Origin of the sequence: Streptomyces sp. NBC_00209 (assembly GCF_045206345.1) — a bacterium.
Lineage (GTDB): Bacteria > Actinomycetota > Actinomycetes > Streptomycetales > Streptomycetaceae > Streptomyces.
Genome location: NZ_CP108121.1, coordinates 491,226 through 511,021, shown reverse-complemented (window position 1 = coordinate 511,021; position 19,796 = coordinate 491,226). Strand labels below are relative to the sequence as shown.

Annotated in this window: 13 protein-coding genes and 2 pseudogenes; 7 read left to right on the top strand and 8 right to left on the bottom strand. The window is 72.9% G+C overall.

The genetic code is table 11. The annotated features are described in order from the left end of the window. Positions 1–38: 38 nt before the first annotated feature. Positions 39–2,195 (bottom strand): N-6 DNA methylase, encoded by a 2,157-nt coding sequence (locus OG867_RS02305; protein WP_406282091.1) that lies wholly within the window; start codon positions 2,193–2,195, stop codon positions 39–41. A gap of 163 nt (positions 2,196–2,358) precedes the next feature. On the opposite strand from OG867_RS02305, the gene OG867_RS02300 reads away from it, so the two are divergent. Together OG867_RS02300 and OG867_RS02295 are read left to right on the top strand one after the other, a co-directional pair. Further along, on the top strand, positions 2,359–3,585 hold the full coding sequence (locus OG867_RS02300; protein WP_406282088.1) for a DNA sulfur modification protein DndB: 1,227 nt from the start codon (positions 2,359–2,361) through the stop codon (positions 3,583–3,585). Positions 3,586–3,668: 83 nt separating this feature from the next. Further along, on the top strand, positions 3,669–4,250 hold the full coding sequence (locus OG867_RS02295) for a hypothetical protein (RefSeq protein ID WP_406282085.1): 582 nt from the start codon (positions 3,669–3,671) through the stop codon (positions 4,248–4,250). 6 nt (positions 4,251–4,256) lie between these two features. On the opposite strand, the gene OG867_RS02290 is transcribed toward OG867_RS02295, so the two are convergent. From OG867_RS02290 to OG867_RS02270, 5 genes are all read right to left on the bottom strand, one after another. Further along, a complete protein-coding gene (locus tag OG867_RS02290) occupies positions 4,257–4,853 on the bottom strand; it encodes a class F sortase (protein ID WP_406282082.1) in 597 nt (198 codons plus the stop codon). A gap of 90 nt (positions 4,854–4,943) precedes the next feature. After that, positions 4,944–5,321: a sortase-dependent protein gene (locus OG867_RS02285; protein WP_328903582.1), complete on the bottom strand. Its 378-nt coding sequence runs from the start codon at positions 5,319–5,321 to the stop codon at positions 4,944–4,946. Between the two features lie 104 nt (positions 5,322–5,425). Beyond that, positions 5,426–7,513 (bottom strand): ATP-binding protein, encoded by a 2,088-nt coding sequence (locus OG867_RS02280; RefSeq protein WP_406290712.1) that lies wholly within the window; start codon positions 7,511–7,513, stop codon positions 5,426–5,428. Position 7,514: 1 nt separating this feature from the next. Further along, on the bottom strand, positions 7,515–8,243 hold the full coding sequence (locus OG867_RS02275; RefSeq protein WP_406282079.1) for a response regulator transcription factor: 729 nt from the start codon (positions 8,241–8,243) through the stop codon (positions 7,515–7,517). 21 nt (positions 8,244–8,264) lie between these two features. Further along, entirely contained in the window at positions 8,265–10,004 is a 1,740-nt protein-coding gene (locus OG867_RS02270; protein ID WP_406282076.1) for an AAA family ATPase, read from the bottom strand. 192 nt (positions 10,005–10,196) lie between these two features. Here OG867_RS02270 and OG867_RS02265 point away from each other — a divergent pair, with 192 nt between their 5' ends. After that, positions 10,197–13,253 carry an Eco57I restriction-modification methylase domain-containing protein gene (locus OG867_RS02265; protein WP_406282073.1) on the top strand — a complete coding sequence of 1,019 codons (3,057 nt, stop codon included), beginning with the start codon at positions 10,197–10,199 and terminating at the stop codon, positions 13,251–13,253. Here the strand turns inward: OG867_RS02265 and OG867_RS02260 are convergent. Further along, positions 13,213–14,442, bottom strand: a complete 1,230-nt coding sequence (locus OG867_RS02260; protein ID WP_328903586.1) for a helix-hairpin-helix domain-containing protein — start codon at positions 14,440–14,442, stop codon at positions 13,213–13,215. The two genes, OG867_RS02265 and OG867_RS02260, sit on opposite strands and share 41 nt — an antisense overlap. A gap of 291 nt (positions 14,443–14,733) precedes the next feature. Here OG867_RS02260 and OG867_RS02255 point away from each other — a divergent pair, with 291 nt between their 5' ends. The 4 genes and pseudogenes from OG867_RS02255 to OG867_RS02240 all read left to right on the top strand — a co-directional run bounded on the left by OG867_RS02255 (position 14,734) and on the right by OG867_RS02240 (position 19,023). Beyond that, a complete protein-coding gene (locus OG867_RS02255; RefSeq protein ID WP_406282069.1) occupies positions 14,734–16,800 on the top strand; it encodes a phosphocholine-specific phospholipase C in 2,067 nt (688 codons plus the stop codon). A 39-nt stretch (positions 16,801–16,839) separates the two neighbouring features. Next, positions 16,840–17,124, top strand: a pseudogene (locus OG867_RS02250) (cytochrome P450); the annotation flags it as partial. Beyond that, positions 17,121–17,814, top strand: a pseudogene (locus tag OG867_RS02245) (hypothetical protein). The pseudogenes OG867_RS02250 and OG867_RS02245, both read left to right, overlap by 4 nt. Before the next feature lie 201 nt (positions 17,815–18,015). After that, a complete protein-coding gene (locus OG867_RS02240) occupies positions 18,016–19,023 on the top strand; it encodes a LacI family DNA-binding transcriptional regulator (RefSeq protein WP_406282066.1) in 1,008 nt (335 codons plus the stop codon). Positions 19,024–19,073: 50 nt separating this feature from the next. On the opposite strand, the gene OG867_RS02235 is transcribed toward OG867_RS02240, so the two are convergent. Beyond that, the gene (locus OG867_RS02235) at positions 19,074–19,781 is read right to left on the bottom strand and encodes a GH12 family glycosyl hydrolase domain-containing protein (protein ID WP_328903589.1); all 708 of its coding nucleotides are present in this window, start codon (positions 19,779–19,781) and stop codon (positions 19,074–19,076) included. Positions 19,782–19,796 lie beyond the last annotated feature (15 nt).

Here is a 19,796-nt window from a genome sequence, read left to right as displayed (position 1 = left end):
GCCAAGTGTGGTGGTTACGTGAAGGGCGTGGTGCTGGTTCAGGCCGATCCGGCGCCCGGCGTCCTGTCGTTCTCGGCCGGAGGCGGCGACGGGATCAGGCCGCCGCCCGTGAGGCCGCCCGCCAGCAGCCGGGCTGTTGCGTCGGCCAGTTCCGTGGCGCGCGCGGCCTCCGCTCGCAGCGTGTGCACGCGGCGGAAGGCTTCGCCGTACCGTCTCTGCTCGTCCAGCGGCAGCAGTGGCACCCGGAGCCGGCCCGGGCTGACGTGCACGACGGTGCTGCCGGTCGATGCGGCGGCGATGTTCTCCGCAGAACCCAGGAACCCGGCCAGGAACCACGCGTCGAGCCGGGCCGGGTCCGGGCGGAACAGGTGGACCTGAGGGCCGAGCAGCGCCCCCGCGTCCGTCTCGTCCGCCACCCGGGCCATCGCACCGTTGCCCCCCGCGACCGCCCGGACGAGGACATCGCCGGTCGCGATCACGGATGCGGAGTCCGTCCGCAGGCTGCCCGGGTCGCCGGACGGGGCCGTGCCCCGGGCGATGTCCTGGCCGGTGAGCACCGGCCCCGCACCCGGGGGCGCCTCGCCCGCCCGCTCCCGCGAGTCGGGCGCCGTACGCAGCAGCGTCAGCGCACCGCCTCGCGCCAGGTCCGCCGCGGTGGCCGTGCGCCACTCGCGGGGCTTCGGGCCGGCCGCGCCCCAGTCGGTGTAGCGCGCCGCCTCGCCGAGCGATGCCGCACCGGCGACCAGCCGGCGACGTACCTCCTCCGTCTCGCGGGCCAGGTCGGCCGGGGCGATGTCCGTGCGGGAGGCGCGGACATGGCGGGCAGGCGTGAGGTCGACGAGGTCGTCGAGAAGGTCGACCACCGGCACCGCCCGCGCCGTTCCCGGCTCGTCCGCGAACACGTCCGGGTTCTCGGTGAAGGCCGACCACTGGCCCATGGCGGCCTCTGTGAGCGACGGCCAGTCCAGGGCGGGCCGGGCCCCGCGCGTACCGGACGCCGACCCCGCGGATGCCCGATGGCCCGCCGCCTCGGCCGTATCGATGAAGAGGACCGTCTTCCGCTCCGGGCCGGCCGGTTCGGGGCGTTGCAGCACCCAGATCTGGAGCCCCACGTGGAGGGGTGCCGCTGCCCCCGGCGGTAGTGCGATCACCGTGCGGACCGCTCCACTGCGTACGAGATCCATGCGCACACGGCGGCCCGAAGCGCGGGACGCGGTGGCCGGCGGCAGGAGCATGACGGCGTGGCCGCCCGGGACGAGATGGGCCAACGCGTGCTGCACCCATGCGAGCTCGGACTCGGCGCGCGGCGGGACGCCGTACGCCCAGCGCGAGTCGTACGCCAGCTCGTCGTGGCCCCAGTCGCGGTCGCCGTACGGCGGATTGGACAGGACGGCGTCGACGGTGAGACCGGCGAAGGCGTCGGCGCGGAGACTGTCGCCGACACGCACCTCGATGTCCGCCTCGGGCGCGGCGAGCATCAGGCTCACCGCGCTGCGCTGCGCCTGCACCGTAACGACGTCCTGGCCGTACAGCGCCTCCGCACCGAGCCGTGCCGCCGCAGCGAGCAGCGATCCGCTTCCGCACGCCGGGTCGAGCACCCGCTCGCACGGACCCGGGACGAGTCGGGCCATGAGGTCCGCGAGGGGGGCCGGCGTTCGGTACGTGCCCCCGGTCGCGCTGTCCTCCAGCTCGCGTTCCGCCAGTACCGCCAGCGCCGCTTCACCGGTGCCGTCGGCCTGTACGCAGCGGAGCAGCGCTCGCAGCACATCGATGTCCTCCCCGGCGAAGCGAACTGTCTCCGCCCCGGGGACGAGATCCGCGACATCCGCCGACGCCCCCTCGGCACGGACGATCAGGCTCGGGTCCGACAGGTCGGCGAGCGCCGCGCGTTTTTCGGGCGTGCACCGGGCGGCCGCCAGTACCAGCGGGAGCAGGACGCCGGTCGGGCCGCCGGCCGCCTGGTGCAGGCGCAGCGCGGTGCGCAGCTCCTCCGCCGGGTCGGCCGTCGCCGCATAGCCGCGGGCGCCGAGCCAGGTCCTCACGTCGAGGAGGTCGTACAGGGGGCTGGAGTCGGTGCCCCCCGAGGGGGTCGGGAAGTCGTCGTGCCTGCGACGCCAGTTGCTGACCGTGGCGCGCGTGACTCCTGCGATGCGTGAGATCTCGGCTGCGGTCACCTGGGCGGATGGCTGTGGCATGGCGGGAGTCCTGAGCCTCTCGATAGTGAACAGCTCACAAGCTACACCACTCGTCAAATCAATGGGAGTGATTGACAATGCTTTCATGCCTCTGCTTCTCTGGGTTTGCTTCCGGGTGAGAGTGCCCGGCAGGCGCTCAACGACCCGTGGGGGAAGCATCGCCATGACCATCACCATGCCGACCGCAGTCATCGAGGGGACCCAGCTCACCGTCATGCCGTTCCGGACGGACGCCGTCATCGGGACCATGTCCGTGGCCACGCTCGTCCAGCTCGTCCCGTCGCCCCGTCGCGAAGAGGACACCAAGACGCTGAAGGCCGCCGCGGGTGCTGTGCGGCGCCACGCCGAACTGCGGGCGCTCGTGCAGCGGGCGCTGAAGTCCACGCAGAAGGGGAAGAACGTCGGCTCCTACGCGGAGTACATCGCCGACGGGGTCAAGGGGGAACTCGGTTCCGGCTGGTCCACCCCGCCGGTGACCTTCTGGCACGCCGGTCCGCTCGCCGCGCTCAGCGATGAACTGCTCCCCGGCACCGGACTGCGGACGCTCACCATCGCACCAGGTACCTCGGTCGTCGCCATCGACGGCGAGACGCAGACGACGGCGTGGCACGAGCTCTACGACGAGCCCGAGCGCTATGGGCTGACGTACGGCGAACTCGCCCAGGTGCGCGTGCCGTTCGAGCTGTACGTGGACCTCAGCGTCGCCGACGCCCGGCAGATCTTCTACGACCGCAACGTGCAGGGCGTGGCCGTCGCCAAGAACCTGGCGATGTCCATGGACCAGCGCGACTTCGCGACCCGCCTCGCCCACCGGGTCGCGGAAGCGGTGAAGGTGGACATCGACGGCCGACTCGTCCCCTTCACCAAGTTCGTCAACGCGACCAAGCGGCAGGTCGGCAAGACCGACCCCGAGGTCGTCACCCTGTCCGCGCTGCGGGCGCTGGTCATCACGGCGGTCTACGGCAAGGGCGGTCTCTCCCGGTCGGCCGAGACCGTGCACGAGGACGAACTGCCCGCGGGGACGACCACCGAGCAGGTGGAGCAGTACGTGGTGCCGGTGCTGGCTCGCCTGATCGCCGGGCACAGCGCACATTTCCTGTCCCGCAGCGCCCTCACCGCACCCGCCGTACTGGCCGGCCTCGGCATTGCCGTACACCACACCGCTCCGTGGGCCGACCCCGCGCACGCGATGAGCGGCGACGCGCTGGACCGGCTTCTGGGCGGTATCCGCTGGGAGCGCGAGGCGCGTTACTGGGACGGCGTGGCGGCGAAGGCCGGCGCTTCCGGGCGCCTCAACTTCAGCGGCGGGGTGAAGGACTCCGGAGGCCGCGTCGCGGACGCGCTGCTCTACCCGGGCACTGAGGCGGGGCGTCGCATCCGAGGGCAGTAGACCTTCTTCCTCGTTGCTTGCCCACCTCACCGCACGCACATCCGTGCATGTGCTCAACGATCCATGAGTGACTGGAGTACGCCATGAACACACCCGACTTCCAGACCCCGGGCCCTTCCCCGGCTTCCGGCCCGCAGCCGGGTGGCTGGTACGGCGCGGCAGTTCCGCCCGTCCCGCGGCCGCCGCGTAAGTCCTCGCCCGCCAAGGCGTGGCTGACCCATGGGGCGGCCGCATGCGTGGCGCTGTTCCTCGGGGTGGGCATCGGAGCGAGCGGCGGATCGGACACCGAAAAGACGGAGGCCAAGGCGAACCCGGGCCCGACCGTGACCGTGACCGGCGCGGCCAAGGCCCGTCCCGCGCCGACCGTCACCAGGACGGTGACGGCCAAGCCCAAGCCGCCGAAGAAGACCAAGGCACCCGGGCCGGCCACGAGTTTCAGCGGCGACGGCGAGTACCTGGTCGGCGAGGACATCGCGGCGGGTACGTACAAGACGGCCGGGGCCGACGACTCGCTCGGCTGCTACTGGGAGCGGGCCAAGGACGCGAGTGGGGAATTCGGGTCCATCATCGCCAACAACAACCTCACCGGTCCGGGCCGGGTGACGCTCAACAAGGGTGAGTACTTCAAGACGAACCGGTGCGCGGAATGGAAGCGGACCGGTTGAGCCCCGTCACTTCCGCTTCGCGTACACGATCAGGTTGTCCACCGGGTGTCCGGCCGCGTCGAAGGCGCCGTCGCAGGTGATCAGGCGCAGGGCGCGTTCCGTGGTGCGGCCGTAGACGCGGGCCGTCGGGAAGGCGTGCTTGCTCACCGTCTCCAGGGCGGTGACCTCGAAGCGGACGTCGTTGCCCCGGGCGTCCCGGACCACGATCTCCGCGCCCTTGGCGATCTTCTTCAGGTCGTGGAAGACGGCCCGGCCGAAGCGGGTGTCGTTGTGGCCGATCAGCACCGCCGCGCCGGGCTCGCCGGGGACGGCGCTGCCCGTGTACCAGCCGGTCGTCATGCCCTTGTCGGCCGGCGGGACCTCGACCGAGCGGTCCGGATTGAGGCCGAGCCGCATGATGTCGCTGTCCACGCCCACGGAGGGGATGGAGACATGGGCGGGCGGCTCGGCGGTGGCGGTGGCGCTGGGGGCGGGTGCCTCGGCGGCCGCCGCCGACGCGGGGGCCTTGGAGGGCTGCGGTGCGGGGTCGCCGGAGCAGCCGGTCAGTGCGGCGAGGGCGGCGAGGGTGAGGGCTGCGGTGAGCGGAAGGCGGGTGCGGGGCATGGGTCGGGGCTCCAGAGGTCGTACGTACCGCAGTGGCGCCGCCCGGGTCGTTAGGGCGGCGCCACTGCGGCTCATCGGGTGCGGGACGGGTCAGCCGTCGCGGCGGGCGGTGCGGCGGCGCACGATGACCGTCCCGGCGCCGCCCAGCAGCAGCGCGGCCGCCGCGGAGCCCGCGAGGGCGGTCGTGCCGCTGTTCGAACCGGCGGGCTGCTCACCGGCGGCGACGCCGCCGCGCGGTGCCGCGGACGGGACCGCCGAGGGCGGCTCCGTCGACTCCACCGAGGGCACGGCGGACGGCGCCTCGGTCGGCTCGGCGGACTGCTCCGCCGGGGGACGGGTCGGCTCGGCCGAGGGCTTGGCCGACGGCCGGGCCGAGGAGTCGGCGAAGGCCGCGGTGGCCGGTACGCAGACCGCGCCGGCCGCGACGGCGGCGAGGAGGGCGGTACGCAGGGTGGTGCGCAGGGGCATGGGCGGAGCTCCATTCCGGATGGGCCTCAGGGGCGGCCGCGGTGCGGGTGCGCACCGCGGCGCGAGGCATGCGGACAGGCTCGCGCCAAGTTGTGAGGAAGCTGTCAGATCGTTGTGTTCATCGCATCAGGGTCCTCGGCAGGCGGGGCGCCGTCACCGGCCGGGAGCCGGAGCGTGAACACCGAGCCCTCGCCGGGAGTGCTCACCGCCGTCGCCGTACCGCCGTGCGCCTCCGTCAGCTTCCGCACGATCGCCAGACCGAGCCCGCTGCCGCCCGTCCGCCGCGACCGGGACTTCTCGCCGCGCCAGAACCGGTCGAAGACACGGGCCAGTTCGTCGGCCGGGATGCCGCTGCCCGTGTCGGCGACGTCCACGAGCACCGCGTCCCCGTCCTCGGAGCCGTACGCCCGCAGCGTCACCGTCCCGCCCGCCGGGGTGTGACGCACCGCGTTCGACACCAGGTTGCCCACCGCCTGCCGCAGCCGGACCGGGTCGGCCGTCAGCGGCGGCAGCGGGCGTTCCGGCGGCCGGACGCCCAGCGCGACGCCCGCCGCGTCGGCCCGGGCCTGGTGCGCGGCGGCGACCTGCCCCAACAGCTCGGCGACGTCCACCGGTTCGGGATGCAGCCGCAGCGCGCCGGCGTCCGCCTGGGCCAGGTCCTGGAGGTCGTCGATGATGTGCTGGAGCTGGACCGCCTCCGTGTGCAGGAAGGCGATGAACTCCGGGTCCGGGTCGGCCACCCCGTCCTGGGCCGCCTCCAGCCAGCCCCGGATGTTGCTGAGCGGGGTGCGCAGTTCATGGGCGACGTCGCTGACCATGGCCTTGCGCTGCGCCTCCAGACGGGCGCGGTGGGCGGACATGTCGTTGAACGTGGCGGCGAGGCGCCCGATCTCGTTGTCCGCGGCCACCACCACCGGCGCGGTGTCCTCCCCGTCACGCATCCGCTGGGCGGCCCCCGTCAGCGCCCGCAGCGGGCGTACGAGCCGGGCGCCGACGAGCACCGACGCGCCCACGGTCAGGGCCAGCACCAGGGCCGCCGCGCCCGCGATCCGCGCGGTGTTCGCCGGTGAGAGGTCGAAGCCGGGCACGGTCGCGCCGCCCGGGTCGCCGATGAAGAGCAGGGCGGGCGAGGCCACGTACGAACTCAGCTGCTCCCGGCGGGCCGTGCCCACGCAGGAGGCGATGGCCCGGTCGTTCTCGCTGGTGGCCGCCGCCTGCTGGTCGCCGGGGCCCGGCACCGCGCTGGGCTGGGCGCTCGGCTCCTCGCGGGGCGCCTCGGTCGGCACCGATCTCGGCTCGACGCTCGGCGGCATCGTGGCCATCGGCGCGGCGGGCACCGGCACCGCCTCCGCCGGAACGGGCTCGGCCGCCTGGCCCCAGGACAGGGCAAGGCTGAGATGGACGCCGTCGCGGCCCTGGCGCTCCAGACAGGCGTCGGCCAGCTGGTTGAGCGCCTTCAGCGCCTTCTGCTCCGTGGCCGTCGGGGTGTCCAGCGCGTCCACGGCGCACCGCGTGCCCTGGATCCGCTCGGGGTCGTTGCCGCCCACCACCTGGATCAGCGGCCGGCCACTGGCGCCCGCCACCACATCGGCGGCGATCCCGAAGTCGCCCAGACAGGCCACACCCCGGTCCGCGATCTGCCGCAGCCGGGTCCGCTCCGACGCGGGCAGCCGGAACGGTCCCACGGCGCGCGGGTCGACCCGGTCCGTGGTCGTACCCGTCGCCCCGGCGCCCTCGGACGCCAGCGCGGTGTCCACGGACAACGGGTCGACCACGGCCGACGCCTGGGCCGGAAGGGCCGCCGCCTCCGGGGCCGCCGAGTCGGCGAGCGGGGCGCGCCCCTGGGTCGTCAGGGCGATCCGCCGCCCGGACTGCCCGGCCAGCTCCCGTACCGTCTTCCGGACGCCGTCCCAGGTGGGATGAGCCGCCGCGTACCCGAGCAGCTGGTGGTAGATCCGGGCGTCGGCGGCCAGATTCTGCCCCTGCTCCTGGCGGATCGCGCCGGACGTCGTCTGCACGGCGATCCAGGCCGTCGCGGCCACCGAACACGCCGCGACCAGGGCGGAGACCGCCAGCAGCCGCGCGAGCAGGCTCTTGCGCAGAGGTACGGTCCGCCGCGCACCGGCACCAGCGGTCCGCCGCGCACCGGCACCAGCGGTCCGCCGCGCACCGGTACCGGGGGAGCGGCGCACGCTACGAAGTCGCCGCACGGGCCGCCGCCTTCGCCGGGTCCGTCAGCTTGTAGCCGACACCGAAGACGGTGAGCAGCCGGACGGGCCGGCTCGGGGCCGGTTCGATCTTCTTGCGCAGGTTCATCACATGCACGTCGACGGTCCGGTCGCTGATGTAGCGGTCGAAGCCGTGCAGTTCGCCCAGGAGCTGCTGCCGGGAGAACACCCGGTCCGGCTCGGCGGCGAGCGCGGCCAGGACGCGGAACTCGCCCGGGGTGCACTCCACGGCCCGCCCCTCCACCGACACCACATGCCGGACCGGATCGACCACCAGCGCCCCCACCCGCAGCACCCCGGCATCCTCCGGTTCGCCGCCCGCGCCCCGGCGGCTGCGGCGCAGCAGCGTACGCACCCGGGCCATCAGCTCACGCGGGCTGTACGGCTTGGTCATGTAGTCGTCGGCGCCCAGATCGAGGCCGAGCAGCAGATCGTCCTCCGTGGTGCGGGCGGTGAGCATCAGCACCGGCAGCTCCCGGTGCTCCGCACGCAGCACGCGTACGACGTCGAGGCCGTCGGCCCGGGGCATCATCACATCGAGGAGCAGCAGATCGGGCTCCCGGTGCCGGACCGCGTCGAGCGCAGCCAGGCCGTCGGGCGCCACGGTCACCCGGTGGCCCTCGCGTTCGAGATAGCGGCGGAGCAGCTCGGCCTGATTCTCGTCGTCTTCGGCAACGATCACATGTGCGCACACACGATCGATCGTAGACAGCCCCTAGACGGTGCCCGCGTCCCGGTGCGACTCCATCAGCTCGTCGTGCGCGGCGACGACGTCCCAGGCGAGGACGGTGACCATCTCCTCGCGGGTCGGCGTGGAGTCGGTGTGCGCGGAGTACAGCCGCAGATCGCGCTGCGCCGACGCCTTCGCGCACAGCTCGCGGGCGAACCGGGCATTGCCCACCAGGTCGGCCTTGCCGCCGTCCACGATCGCCGTGCACAGCGAGTTCAGGACGTCGAGCGCGCCCGCGTCCGGCTCGTCGCCCTGCGACGCCAGCACCGACCGGGCGATCCGGACCAGTTCCTCGGCGGAGTACGAGGGGAAGTCCACGCGGGTGTTGAACCGGGAGACCAGTCCGGGGTTGGTGGCGAGCAGCCCCGACATCTCGTCCCGGTAGCCCGCGAGCACCACGACGAGCCGGTCCCGGTCGTCCTCGGCGCGCTTCAGCAGCACCTGAACCGCCTCCTTGCCGAAGGCGTCGCCGCCGTTGAGCCCGGTGATGTTGAGCGAGTACGCCTCGTCGACGAACAGCACCCCGTTCAGCGCCGAGTCGATGACCTCGTTCGTCTTGAGGGCCGTCGACCCCAGGTGCTGCCCGACCAGGTCGGCGCGCTGGGCCTCCACCACATGCCCCGAACTCAGCAGCCCGAGCCCGGCGAAGACCTGGCCGATGATGCGGGCCACGGTCGTCTTGCCGGTGCCGGGCGGCCCCGCGAAGACGAAGTGCCGGGGACGGGCCCCACCGGGCAGACCCTGCTCCTCGCGCAGCGCGGACATCCGCAACTGCGCGAGCAGCGTCTTGACCTGGCGCTTCACCGGCTGCAACCCGATCATGGCGTCGAGCGCCCGCTGCGCCTCGGCGAGCACCCGGGCCCGCTCGTCGGCGGACAGCCCGCCGTCGCCGTCGCCACCCGGACCAGCCTGCTGCGACGGGCCCCCGCCCGCCGTTGCCGCGACCGGGGCGGCGGGCGCCGGGGCGGGCTTGCTCACCGGGCGGGCCTGGGCACGCGACTCCACGTCGAGCAGGTCGGGCGCGCACCGGAACGCGTACTGGTAGCGCTTCAGCGCCTCCTCCTCGCGGCCCAGCGCCTCCAGCGACCGCCCCATGAAGTACTTCACCTCGGCGTCGAACCTGCTGCCCGTGTCCAGCTTGCCCGGCAGCGCGGACAGCACGTTCAGCGACTCGTGGCAGACGCCCTGGGCGAACAGCGCCCCACCCACGTACAACTGCGCCTCGTCGCGCAGGAAGGCGTCGGCGATTCCGGGCGCGAACTTCAGGACGAGCGGCCAGTCCTCCTTCAGGAACGCGTACCGGGTGCAGACGAACCGGGTCTCGTCGCAGTCCAGCAGCGCCGTGGAGAGCCCCTTCCACGCCTCGTCGAGCCGCCGGTCGTCCAGGAACGCCGACATGGCCGCCAGCCACAGATCCCGGGAGGTCTCCAGCCGGAAGGTGACGTAGTGGCCGATCTGGAAGGTGGACCGGAAGGGCGACTGGTACTTCGACCGCAGGACCCCGAACCGCGCCGAGTTGCGCAGCATGCCGTCCAGAGCCGCCTTCTGGTCCGTGCTGGTCACATGCAGCCCCAGCCAGGCGTCGGCCGCACTCGGGTCGTGCTGCGTGGCGAGCGTGAACTGCGCCGCGGCCCCCGCGTTGTCCCCCTGGCGCATGAGGACCATCCCCTGGTTCCACGCCTGCTCGGCCTTCCTGGCCGACCCCCGGCTCGCGGCACCCTGCACGTGACTCTCCCCTCGCCGGGCGCGCCCGTGGCCCCCCGGCCGCCCGTGATCACACCCGCAACGGTCGTCAGGATAATCAACACCGGACGAGCGGACTCCCGCACGCCGACCGCCTCGGATACGATTTCGCTCCCCGTCTCCACTCACCACCCCGTCTCCGCTCCGCACCGTCACCGCCGGGAAGTCCGCCTCATGTCCGCCCTCCCCAGCAGCCGGACCCCGGACCGGCTCCGCAAGGGGGTGCGGGCCGCGCTCACCACCCTCGGCACCGGCTTCCTGCGCCACCCCGCCAACACCGCCCTGCGCGCGCACGCGGACGCCGCCGCCCTGCACAACGCCCTGCTGCGCCTCGTCTTCCGGCTCCTCTTCCTCTTCGTCTCCGAGGACCGCGACGCCCTGCTGTCCCCGGACGCGACCGCCGAGGCCAGGGCGCGGTACACGGCCAACTTCTCGACGGCCCGCCTCCGCGCCCGTGCGCGCGGCGCCGTGGAGCACGGTGAGTTCTACGCGGCGCTGCGCGCCGTACTCGACGCCCTCGGTGACCTGGACGGGGACCCCGGCCTCGGGCTGCCCGGTCTCGGCGGCCTCTTCGCTCCCACGGAGGCCGACGCCCCGCTGTACGGGCTCGCCCTGTCCGACGAGGACCTGCTCACCGCGGTGCGCCAGCTGTCCGAGGTCCCGGACCCGGGCACACGGCGCGCCCGGCCGGTCGACTTCGGCCGCCTCGAAGCGGAGGAGCTGGGCTCCGTCCACGAATCGCTCCTCCAGTTCGTCCCCCGGATCGACGCGGCGGACCGTGCCTTCGCGCTGGTCGGGCTCCCCGGCAACGCCCGTAAGACGTCGGGCTCCTACTACACCCCGGCCGCCCTCGTGGAGTGCCTGCTCGACGCCGCGCTCGACCCGGTCCTCGACGCCGCCGTCGCACGCGGCGAGGCAGCGGGTGCCGCCGACCGGGAGCTCCTGGCCCTCACCGTCTGCGACCCGGCCTGCGGCTCCGGCCACTTCCTGGTGGCGGCGGCCCGTCGCATCGCCCGGCGCCTCGCGGAAGTGCGCGGGCACACGACGGAGCGGTACGGCGACGCCCTCCGCGAGGTCGTCGCGCAGTGCGTGCACGGCGTGGACCTCGACCCGATGGCCGTCGAACTCGCCAGGATGGCCCTGTGGCTGGAGGCTCCGGAGCCCGGGCGGCCGCTCACCTTCCTCGACGCCCGCGTCAAGCACGGCAACGCCCTGATCGGCGCGGTGCCGGAGCTGCTGCGGGGCGGCATCCCGGACGCGGCGTTCACCCCCACGGCGGGCGACGACCGCGCGCACGCCAGGGCCCTGCGGAAACGGAACAGGACCGAGCGGTCGGCCTGCTACGTCCGGGGCGTCGAACCGGGGCGCGACGCGGCCGACGCCTGGTGCGCCGCGTTCCTGTGGCGCAGGACGGCGGACGCACCGCCCGCGGTGACCGACGCGGCCCTCCGCGACCTGTCGGGCGCGCCCGGGTCCACCCACGAGGAGATCGCGCGGCTGCGGGACCGCTACCGCTTCTTCCACTGGCACCTGGAGTTCCCCGGGGTCTTCGGACCCGAAGGCACCGGCGGCTTCGACTGCGTCCTCGGCAACCCGCCCTGGGAGCGCATCAAGCTCCAGGAGCAGGAGTTCTTCGCCCAGCACGACGCGGAGATCGCCGCCGCGAAGACGGCCGCCGCCCGCAAACGCCTGATCGCCGCGCTGAAGGAGGACCCGGACCGGGCCGCCCTGCACACCGCGTTCGAGACGGCCAGGGGCACGGCGGAGGGGACGAGCCACTTCCTGCGCAACGGCGGACGGTATCCGCTCACCGGGCGCGGTGACATCAACACGTACGCCGTCTTCGCCGAGGCGGGCCGCGCGCTGACCGGCCCGCGCGGCCGGATGGGCATGATCGTGCCGACGGGCATCGCCACCGACGCGACGACCCGCTTCTACTTCAAGGACCTCGTCGACAGGGGCGCGCTCGCCGCCCTGTACGACTTCGAGAACGCCGGGCCCGCCTTCCCCGACGTCCACCGCTCGTTCAAGTTCAGCATCCTGTCCCTGACCGGCCGTGCCGTGCGCGAACCCGCCGCCCGATTCGCCTTCTTCCTCCGCGACCCGGCCGAACTCACGGACGCGGGTCGGGTGTTCGCGCTCACGCCCGAGGAGATCGCGCTGCTCAACCCCAACACGGGGACCTGCCCGGTCTTCCGGACCCGCCGCGACGCCGAGATCACCCTCGGCATCTACGCACGGCTCCCCGTCCTCATCAAGGAGGGCGACCCGGCGGGCAACCCGTGGGGCGTCACCTTCGGCACGATGTTCCACATGGCCAACGACTCGCACCGGTTCCGCACCCGCGAGGAGCTGACGGCCACCGGCTGGCAGGAGGCCGGAAACCACTACGTCAACGGCGACCGGGTCATGCTCCCGCTCTACGAGGCCAAGATGGTCGACGCCTACAACCACCGCGCGGCCGACGTGGTCAAGAGCGCCACCGCCGTCAAGCGCCAGAACCAGCCCGCCTATCTGACGGCCGACGCCTGGGCCTCCGCGTCCCGTCTGGCCGTCCCCGGGAACTGGGTGGACCGCGCCGAGACCCCGCCCGGCACCCCGCCCGGCCGCCTCGCCTTCCTCCGCATCAGCAGCCCCACCAATCAGCGGACCATGATCTCCGCGATCCTGCCCCCGGCGGCGATCGGCGACTCCGTCTTCCTGTTGCACACCCGGAACTCGCGCGACAGCGCGGCCCTGGTGGCCCACTTCAACTCCTTCGTCTACGACTACGTCACCCGCCAGAAGGCCGCGGGGCTCAACCTCAACTTCTTCTACATCCGCCAACTCCCCGTCCTGCCACCGGAGACCGTCCACCGCCACACGGGCTTTCTGACCCCGCGCGTCCTCGAACTCACCTGCACCGCCCACGACATGGGCCCCTTCGCCGCCGACCTGGGCCACGCGGGCGGCCCGTTCCGCTGGGACGAGGACCGCCGCCGCCACATCCGGGCGGAGCTGGACGCGTTCTTCTTCCACCTGTACGGGATCGGGCGCGCCGACACCGCCTACATCCTGGACACCTTCCCCATCGTCCGGCGCAAGGACGAGGCACGGTACGGCGGTTACCGCACCAAGGACCTCATCCTGACCGCGTACGACCAGATGGCCGCCTCGGGGGTCGCGACGGGCGGCACCTACACCTCACCGCTCAGCCCAGCGCCGGGTCGCGGTCCCCGGCATCCCGGGTGACCTCCGCGAGCACGTCGTAGTAGGCCCGGGGCCGCCGCTCGAAGTCGGTCCGGGCGGACAGCGCGTCCAGCTCCCCGCCCGGCGCCCGCAGCAGATCCACCGAGGTCTGCCCGAAGCGGGCGGGCAGGCCGTCGCGCTCCGCCCCGGCCAGCTGGTACCGGAGACCGGCCACGGCGGACCGGGCCCGGCGGCGGTCCGCCGGGCCCGCCCGGAGCATCGTGGCCCAGCCGGTAGCGGGGGCGGCGTCCGCGAGGAGCGGTTCGAGGCGGACGGACAGCGCCTCGGCCGCGTCCGCCGCGTCCCGCCCCTCCGGCCCGGCCGCCACCAGCACGTGCAGCGCGGTGACCAGGGCGGCCGCCCGGGGGTCGGACCGGTCGGCGGAGAGGCGGACCACGACGTCCGCGCCGACCGCGTCGGCCGTCCGCCGGGCTGCGGCGACCGCCTGCTCCGCCGTACGCCGTCCGACGCCGGGCAGCCCGCCCAGCTCCCACACGCCCGCGTCGAGCACATCGCGCACCGTGCGCACGCCCGCCTTCTCCCACTCCTTCGTCCGGAACCGGCGCCGCTCGTCGTCCCGCAGCCGGGTCACGGGCATCCGGCCCAGTTCCTCGCGCACCCGCTCCTCCCGCAACGGCGCCCATGCCGCGCGCACCGCCTCGACGGCCCGCGCACGGTCCTCCTCCACCGCTGCCGCCGCGCCCGCCAGCCGCCAGGCGCGGTCGACCAGGCCCGGACGGACACCGCCCAGCCGGGCCGCCGCGCGGATGTTCCCGCCGACGAGACCCACCGTCAGGAGCGGCAGCCCGAACATGATCAGCCTGTCGGAGAGCGCGATCCGTTCGTCGTAGACGTCGTCGTCCTGGCCCAGGACGTACAGCTCTCCCTTGTCCGGGCCTTCCGCGACCAGGAAGCCGGAGGTCCAGCCGTGCCCGGTCTCCGGGTCGTACGAGGGAGCCTTCAACTGCGGATCACGGTCGGGGTCGCACCGGTACGCGCCCTCACGCGTGCGGTGCTCGTAGGGGTCCGTCCACCGCACCGTGCATGCCCCGTCCCGCTTCTCGCTCAGCACGGTCAGGTCGAGCTGACGGAGTTCCGGCATCTCCGGCGCGGCCGCGTACGCGCACGCGGAGCCGGTGATGAGCAGGAGGCCGAGCGCCAGGATCCAGCGGAAGAAGGGTCTGTGTCCCATCCGGCGTCCCTCGCGTCCTGTCGGCGGTTGCCTGCTGCGACCCCAGCCTCGCGGGGGCCGGCCCGGTCCCGCCAGGCGGGGAGTCGGCAATGCTGCGGGCGCGTTCCTGCCTGGTCCGGGCAGTTTGCCGGGAGGTACGGGGAATGGACCCGGCCCAGGTGGGTAGGTTCGCCGACTGTTCCGCCCGGCGTCACTCCGTGCACACTGCAAGGGTCTTACGCGGAGACCGGCGGGTCTGGAACACTCCAGTCGCTCTCCACCCCCATCCCCCCACCGCGAAGGCTTCCACCCATGGCAGAAATCGACCGTCGCCGGCTCCTGAAGCTCGCCGGGGGCTCCGTCGCCCTCACCGCCCTGTCGAGCAGCATCGCCCGCGCCGCGTCCCTTCCCGCACGGGGGCGTACGGGCACCATCGAGGACGTCGAGCACATCGTCGTCCTGATGCAGGAGAACCGTTCCTTCGACCACTACTTCGGGACGATGAAGGGCGTACGGGGCTACGGCGATCCGCGCCCCGTCACACTGCCCAGCGGCAAACCGGTGTGGCACCAGGCGGACGCGGCCGGGAAGGAGGTGCTGCCGTTCCGGCCGCCGGCCGACAAGCTCGGGATGCAGTTCCTCCAGGACCTGAACCACGACTGGGCGGGCGGCCACCGGGCGTTCAACAAGGGCGCCTACGACCAGTGGGTGCCCGCCAAGACGGCGACCACGATGGCCCACCTCACCCGGGACGACATCCCGTTTCACTACGCGCTCGCCGACGCGTTCACCGTCTGCGACGCGTACCACTGCTCGTTCATCGGCTCGACCGACCCCAACCGCTACTACCTGTGGAGCGGTTACACCGGCAACGACGGGGCCGGCGGAGGGCCCGAGCTGGGCAACGACGAGCGGGGATACGGCTGGACGACCTACCCGGAGCGCCTTCAGGAGGCCGGGGTGTCGTGGAAGGTGTACCAGGACATCGGCGACGGGCTCGACGCCGCCGGGTCCTGGGGCTGGATCGGTGACGCCTACCGGGGCACGTACGGCGACAACTCGCTGCTCTACTTCAACAGTTATCGCGACGCCAAGCCGGGTGACGCCCTCTATGACAAGGCCCGCACCGGCAGCGACCTGAAAAACGAGGGCGGTCTCCTGGACGACCTCAAGGCCGACATCAAGGCCGGGACGCTGCCCTCGGTGTCCTGGATCGTGGCGCCCGAGGCGTACAGCGAACACCCCAACTGGCCCGCGAACTACGGCGCCTGGTACATCGCGCAGGTGCTGGACGCGCTCACCGCGGACCCGGAGGTCTGGGGGCGTACGGCCCTGTTCATCACGTACGACGAGAACGACGGGTTCTTCGACCACGTCGTGCCGCCGTACGTCCCGTCCGGGCCCGCGCAGGGGCTGTCCACCGTGGACACCGCCGCCGACTACTTCCCGGGCGACCTGCGGTACGCGGCGGGTCCTTACGGGCTCGGCCAGCGGGTGCCGATGACCGTGGTGTCGCCGTGGAGCACCGGCGGCTACGCCTGCTCGGAGGTCTTCGACCACACCTCCGTCATCCGGTTCATGGAGCGGCGCTTCGGGGTGCACGAGCCGAACATCTCGCCGTGGCGGCGGGCCGTCTGCGGTGATCTCACCTCCGCCTTCGACTTCGGCCGCACGGACCCCGCCGCGCCCGAACTGCCGTCCACCGCCGCCTACGAGCCCCCGGACGGCGACCGGCACCCCGACTACCGGCCCGTCCCGCCCGCCACCGGAGCGGTGCCGAAGCAGGAGCGCGGCTCGCGCCCCACCCGCCCGCTGCCCTACGCGCCGCTGGTGGACGGCGCCGCCGACCCGGCCGCCGGCACCTTCCGGCTCACCTTCGGCGGGGGACCGGCGGCCGGCGCGCAGTTCCTCGTGTCGTCCGGCAACCGCACGGACGGCCCCTGGACCTACACCACGCACGCGGGCGCCTCGGTCGGGGACACCTGGAACACCGCGTACTCCGAGGGCGTCACCGACCTCACCGTGCACGGCCCGAACGGCTTCCTGCGCTCCTTCCACAACCCCGGCAAGGCCGCCGGGCCTGAGGTGACGGCCCGTCATGACACCACGACGGGAAACCTCGAACTCACGCTCACCCACTCCGGCACCGGCTCCGTCCGGCTGACCCTGCGCAGCGCCGCCGCCTACGGCGGAGAGGTGCGGGCGGTCACCGTACGTCCGGGGCAGACCGTCCGGCAGACGCTCGACCTGCGCCGCAGCAAGCGCTGGTACGACGTCACCGTCACGAGCGACGCGGACGCCGCCTTCCTGCGGCGCTTCGCCGGGCACGTCGAGACGGGCGCGCCCGGGGTGAGCGATCCGGGGCTGCGGACCGGGTGAGGCCCCACGCGGACCGGCCGGGGTGACCGTCCAAGGTCCGGCGCCGCCAACACCGACCCGCTGATCCGCCAGGGCGTCGGCGGCCCGGGCCCCGCCCAGGGCGGCGACGGCGCGCACCTCGCCTTCAGCCACGGCGAGTACCGGTGCCCGTTCCCCGCCCAGGAGATCGCCGAGATCATCGCCAGGACCGGCAGCGAGGTGCTGCTCGACCGGCTGCCCGACCTCCGGCTCGACGTCGCCGTCGAGGACTCCCCCTTCCTGCGCGGCAACACCACGCTCCCCGTCCGGTTCACCCCCGTACGCATGACAGGAGAATTCTCGTGACCTGCCCCCATGCCGCCCGGGCCGCGGCCCACCCGGGTGCCACCGTCGTCATCGACCCATGGTCCAGGACCTCGACGGCGAGACCGCGCTGCTGCGCGACGCCGGGCCGCTGACCCGGATCGAACTCCTCGGCGTGCCCGCGTGGACCCTCACCCGGCATGCGGACGCCAGGCGGCTCCTGGTCGACCCGCGCCTGGTCAAGGACATCGACGCCTGGGGGCTCTGGCAGAGCGGCGAGGTGACGCACGCCTGGCCGCTCATCGGCATGATCGACGCCGGACGGTCCATGTTCACCGTCGACGGCGCGGAGCACCGCAGGCTGCGCACCAAGACCTCCCAGGCGCTCACGCCCCGCCGCCTGGAGGCGATAAGACCCTGCGCTGGGACACCCCGACCACCCATCTGCTCATGCGCTTCGCCACCGAGGACATCCAGGTCGGCGACTCCGTCATCGCCAAGGGCGAGGGCGTGGTGATCTCGTACCGGGTGATCGGCCGCTACCCCGAGCAGCACGGCCCGCACATCTGCCCCGGCGCGGCGCTCTCCCGGGTCGAGGCGGGCATCGCCCTGCCGGCTCTCTTCGCGCGCTTCCCGGACCTGCGGCTCGCCGTCCCCGACATCGAGCTGCGCAACCTCCCGGTGATGACGCAGAACGACATGGAGTCCTTCCCGGTCCTGCTCGGCGGCTGAGCCGGTGTGACGGGGAGACGGCCGGCGGGCATATCGTTGCGGTAGCTCGAAGCGTCTCCGTAGCCTCCCCGCGTGTCGAAGCGCTTCGACAGTGGTCTGGACATGCCGTCACGGCAGGGCTAGGCTCGCGCTGTCTCTCCACGTCACGGCTGGAGGGAGCGGAGTCGAAGCGCTTCGCCAATCCGACCGTGAGGGAGAGCCGTGGTCACCCTGGCCGAGGTCGCGCAGCACGCCGGAGTCTCCGCGAGCACGGTGAGCTACGTCCTCAGCGGGAAGCGCTCCATCTCCGTCGCCACCCGGGAGCGCGTCGAGCAGAGCATCCAGCAGCTCGGCTACCACCCCAACGCCGGGGCCCGGGCGCTCGCCAGCAGCCGGTCGAACATCATCGCGCTCATGGTGCCGCTGCGCACCGACATGTACGTGCCCGTGATGATGGAGATCGCCATCGCGGTCGCCACCACCGCCCGCACCCACGGCTACGACGTCCTCCTCCTCACCGGCGAGGAGGGGCCCGCGGCGGTGCGGCGGATCGCCGGCAGCTCGCTGGCCGACGCGATGATCCTGATGGACGTCGAACTGCACGACGAGCGCCTTCCGTTGCTGCGCGAGACCGATCGGGCCGCCGTCCTCATCGGCCTGCCCGCCGACCCCACCGGACTGACCTGCGTGGACCTCGACTTCGAGGCGACCGGGGCGCTCTGCGTGGAGCATCTGGCCGGCCTCGGCCACCGCGAGATCGCCGTGATCGGCGAGGCCGCCGCGGTCTACGAGCGGCACACCGGCTTCGCCGAGCGGACCGTCGACGGTGTACGCGCCAAGGCGCAGGAGGCCGGTGTGCGCGTCCTGCACCGCCCCTGCGAGGGCGGCTACGCGGCGATGGCCCAGACCCTGTCCCGGATATTCGACGAGCGCCCCGGCACCACCGGCTTCATCGTGCAGAACGAGGCGGCGGTGGAACCACTGCTCAACCTGCTGCGCCAGCAGGGCAAGGCCGTGCCCGAGGACGTATCGGTGGTGGCGATCTGCCCCGAGCAGGTGGCCACCCAGGCATCGGTACGGCTGACCTCCGTCGCCATACCGGCGCAGGAGATGGGCCGCCGCTCCGTCGAACACGTCGTCGCCAAGCTGTCCGGCCGGGGCACCGACGAAGTCGAGCTGCTGGCACCGGAACTGACGGTACGTGAGAGCACGGGGCCCGCTCCCGGGTGACCGCGTGAGTCGGCCCCCGCGCGCGGGGGCCGACTCCTCAGGTGTGCGGGTCAGCTCGCGGAGACGCCGAATCCGTTCGTACGGAAGTCGAGCCCGCCGGCGGACGAGGTGATCTCGTAGCCGAACTGGACGTCGCCGATGGTCTCGTTGCCCCACCAGCCCTTGGCGTCCTTGATCCACTTCAGGATCGGCAGGATGTCCACCGTGCCCGAGGTGGAGTCCGAGGTCCGCAGGAACGAGAAGACCTGGTTGGACCCGTTGTCGCCCTTGTAGACGGTCCAGGTGTGCCCGCCCAGCGTCACATTGCCCTGCGAGGTGCCCAACGGGCCCACGGCGCCGTTGTAGTTGACCCAGAGCATGACTTCGTAGTCGTAGTCGCTGTCCCAGATGTCGTACGAGGTGTTGTACGCGCCGGACGACGGGACGGTGACGTTGTACGTGCTGGTGAGCGACGACAGCGAGCCGATCGGCTTGTTCACCACCTTCTTGGCGTTCGGGTACGACTTGATGCCGCCGGTGTTCGGGTGGTCGGCCCGGACGCCCCAGTCCGAGGAGGAGTTGGCCCAGATGGACTGGGTGCCCGCGCCGGAGCCCCAGATGTTGTTGTAGAGGATGTAGTTGTCGGAGGTGGTGTACGTACCCCACTGGTCCGACGAGGACCAGACGGCCGCCTGGGCCGGGGCGGAGGCGAAGCCGACGAGGGCCGCCAGGGCCACGGCCGGGGTCAGGGCGAGCCTGCTGAGGGTGCGATGTGCCATGGTCGTCCTTCCATG